We start from the raw sequence: 2,900 nt of genomic DNA, 5'->3' as shown, positions 1-2,900 counted from the left end.
AGGAGCTCGACGAGGTGCTGCGGGATGCCGTGAGCCGCCCCGCGTTCGACACGCTCAGTGACCGCCGCGGGCAGCACACAAGGGCGGCTCAGGCGCGCCGGCTGTGGCGAGAGCGGGGCATCGCATGAGCCTCGACTACACCGCCGACACGGCGACATGGTGTGACGCGCACGCCATCGCGCGGGCGGACTGCGGGTGCCCTTGGGGCGAGGCGCCGGTCGACGCTCACCGCGGGCAGGCACGCATGGCGTACCGGCTCGCCGAGCGGTACGCCGACCGACTCATGTACGTCCACGGGATCGGCTGGCACGTCTGGGACGGCCGACGCTGGCAGGAGGACGAGCGCGGGCTGGCGAAGCGGGCCGTCCTCGACGAGCTACGGGCCGCGCTGGCGGACTCCCTCGGTGACAAGGACCTGCGGGCCGACGTCCGCAAGTGCGAGTCAGCGGCCGGCGTCTCCGGGGTGCTGGATCTCGCCGCCGCGCTCGAGCCGTTCGCGGCCACCGTAGGCGACCTCGACGCCGACCCGTACCTGCTCAACTGCGCCAACGGGACACTCGACCTGCGGACCTTCGAGCTGCGACCGCACGACCCCCGCGACCGCATCACAAAGGTGACGAACGCAGCGTTCGACCCCGACGCCCAGGGAGCGGCCTGGCAGGCGTTCCTAGGGCGCGTGCTGCCATCAGAGGACGTCCGCGGGTTCCTACAGCGGTACGCCGGTCTAGGGCTCGCAGGGCGCGTCCTCGAGCACGTACTGGCCATCTGGACCGGCACCGGCCGCAACGGCAAGGGAGTCCTCGACAGGGCCCTCGGGCACGCGCTGGGCGACTACGCCACCACGGCAGAGCCCGACCTGTTCATGCACCGGGAAAACGCTCATCCCACGGGCGAGATGGATTTGCTCGGCGTGCGATGGGTGGTCGTCTCGGAGTCTGACCAGGGCCGTCGACTCGCTGAGGCCACCGTCAAGCGGCTGACCGGCGGGGACCGGATCAGGGCCCGCCGGATGCGGCAGGACTTCGTCGAGTTCGCCCCTTCCCACACAGCGGCGCTCATCACGAACCACTTGCCGAAGGTGACCGGCGACGATCCCGCGCTGTGGGCACGGCTGCGGGTGGTGCCCTTCGACGTCGTGATACCGAAGGCCGAGCAGGACACCCACCTCGGGGACAAGCTCGAGCTCGAGGCCGACGCCATCCTCGCGTGGGCCGTCGCCGGATGGCAGGCCTACCAGGACCGCGGGCTCGACGAGCCGGAGGCCGTCATCCGGGCCACCGAGCGGTATCAGGCCGACGCCGACGCACTCGGACGCTTCATCACCGAGTGCTGCATCCTCAACCCCCACATGTTCGCCACCGTCGCGGACCTGTTCGACCGCTGGCAGCGCTGGGCCGCCGAGGACGGCACCGATCCGGGCAGCAAACGAGCCTTCGGAGACGCGCTCGACCGTCGCGGTCACCCCGTGCAGCGCCGGACGGGTGGCACCCGCGTCCGCACGGGCATCGGCCTGGCATCGGAGGACGCCGAGCCTGCCGAGGACGGCGGTTCGTCATGGTGACGAGACGCCCTAGTGACGCAAGTGACGCAGTTCAGGGTTCCCCCTACGCGCGCACACATGGGAAGTCATACCGCAGGCGCGTCACTAGCGTCACTCGACGCGCTGACCAGGACTTTCACCTCTGGCCGGCATTCGCGTTTCGCTGCATCGTCTGCGACTGGCCCATCGACAAGGTCACGTACCCCGTCCACCCGACGTGCGAGGCCGCAGCATGACCGCCACCCGGGGCGAGGCCCGCGCCGAGCTCCTGGCCCACCTCGAGCACCTGGCCGACACCGGCTACCCGTCGCCCTGCCGGGCCGTCCCGATCCCCGAGCGGGCCGTGTGGACATCCGACACCCCGGCAGATCAGCAGCTAGCCGCCCGGCTCTGCCAGACGTGTCCGGCCCTGGCCGCCTGTGGCGAGTACGGCACCGCATACCCGAAGGAGGCCGGCGTGTACGGCGGCCTGACCGAGACCGACCGAAGGAAGCGATGAAACATGGACGACTGGACACCCCTGGGCCGCACCGAGGACTACCCCGCCAACCCGCAGGGACTCGCCGCACTCCTCGCTTCCATTCGGAGACTGGAGACCCAGCTCAACGACCAACGGCACGCCATCCTGCGCCAGTCAGGGATCAGCGTGGAGCCGGGCGGCATCCGGTTCGCCGGAGACGTGGCGATCACGGGCGCCCTGACCCTCAACCCCGGCGTCATCGGCAATGAGTACCTGACCAGCCCCCTGACCGCGGCGAGCGTCAGCGACACCGTAAGCGGCTTCGGCCTCACCGCCGGCACGAGCAGCGACATCGCCACCGCGACGATCACCGTCCCCGAGGGGTTCACGTCCTGCGTTGCCACGGGACTCGGCTCGCTGTTCTTCCTGAACCCCACCGCGAACGTCGACTACGTGCGGTGCCGGGTCTACATCGACACCTCGACCGGCTACTCGTGGTGGGGCGTGCGGCCCCTGTCGATGGTCGGCCCCAACAACGGTTCCGCGGCCCTGTCCCCGAACCGCATGGCGCAGATCCCCGACCTGACCGGCGGGGACACGATCACATTCCGGCTCACCGGATTCACCGACTTCGCCGCAATGTCCTCCGCATCCAACTTCGCATCCATTGCCGGACAGGCAATCTTCACCCGCTGAAAAGGAACCCACATGAGCGAGAACACCACCACCGACGAACCGCAGATCGTCGCCGTCCCGGGCGGATTCATCGACCTGGCGGGTTCAGAGGCCGGCGAGGGGCCGACCGAGGAGGCCCCCGAATGACGACCACCAATCACCGGCCCAGCTGCACCCGTACCGGATGGACCACCGAACCGTCCCGCAGCGTCTACGGGCTCCTCA

3 protein-coding genes are annotated in these 2,900 nt (G+C 69.8%); all 3 read left to right on the top strand.

Going from position 1 to position 2,900, the window contains the following annotated elements; genetic code table 11:
• Window positions 1-124: 124 nt before the first annotated feature.
• The 3 genes from N866_RS17830 to N866_RS17820 all read left to right on the top strand — a co-directional run bounded on the left by N866_RS17830 (window position 125) and on the right by N866_RS17820 (window position 2,696).
• Complete coding sequence (locus N866_RS17830; protein WP_081802798.1) at window positions 125-1,561, top strand: DNA primase family protein; 1,437 nt, start codon at window positions 125-127, stop codon at window positions 1,559-1,561.
• Window positions 1,562-1,772: 211 nt separating this feature from the next.
• Window positions 1,773-2,039 carry a WhiB family transcriptional regulator gene (locus tag N866_RS17825; RefSeq protein ID WP_034229166.1) on the top strand — a complete coding sequence of 89 codons (267 nt, stop codon included), beginning with the start codon at window positions 1,773-1,775 and terminating at the stop codon, window positions 2,037-2,039.
• A 3-nt stretch (window positions 2,040-2,042) separates the two neighbouring features.
• Window positions 2,043-2,696: a hypothetical protein gene (locus N866_RS17820; RefSeq protein ID WP_034229165.1), complete on the top strand. Its 654-nt coding sequence runs from the start codon at window positions 2,043-2,045 to the stop codon at window positions 2,694-2,696.
• The last annotated feature ends 204 nt before the right edge of the window (window positions 2,697-2,900 follow it).

Origin of the sequence: Actinotalea ferrariae CF5-4, assembly GCF_000603945.1 — a bacterium.
GTDB classification, from domain to species: domain Bacteria; phylum Actinomycetota; class Actinomycetes; order Actinomycetales; family Cellulomonadaceae; genus Actinotalea; species Actinotalea ferrariae.
The sequence above is the reverse complement of the archived record's forward strand: the minus strand, read 5'-3'. Positions and strand labels throughout refer to the sequence as shown.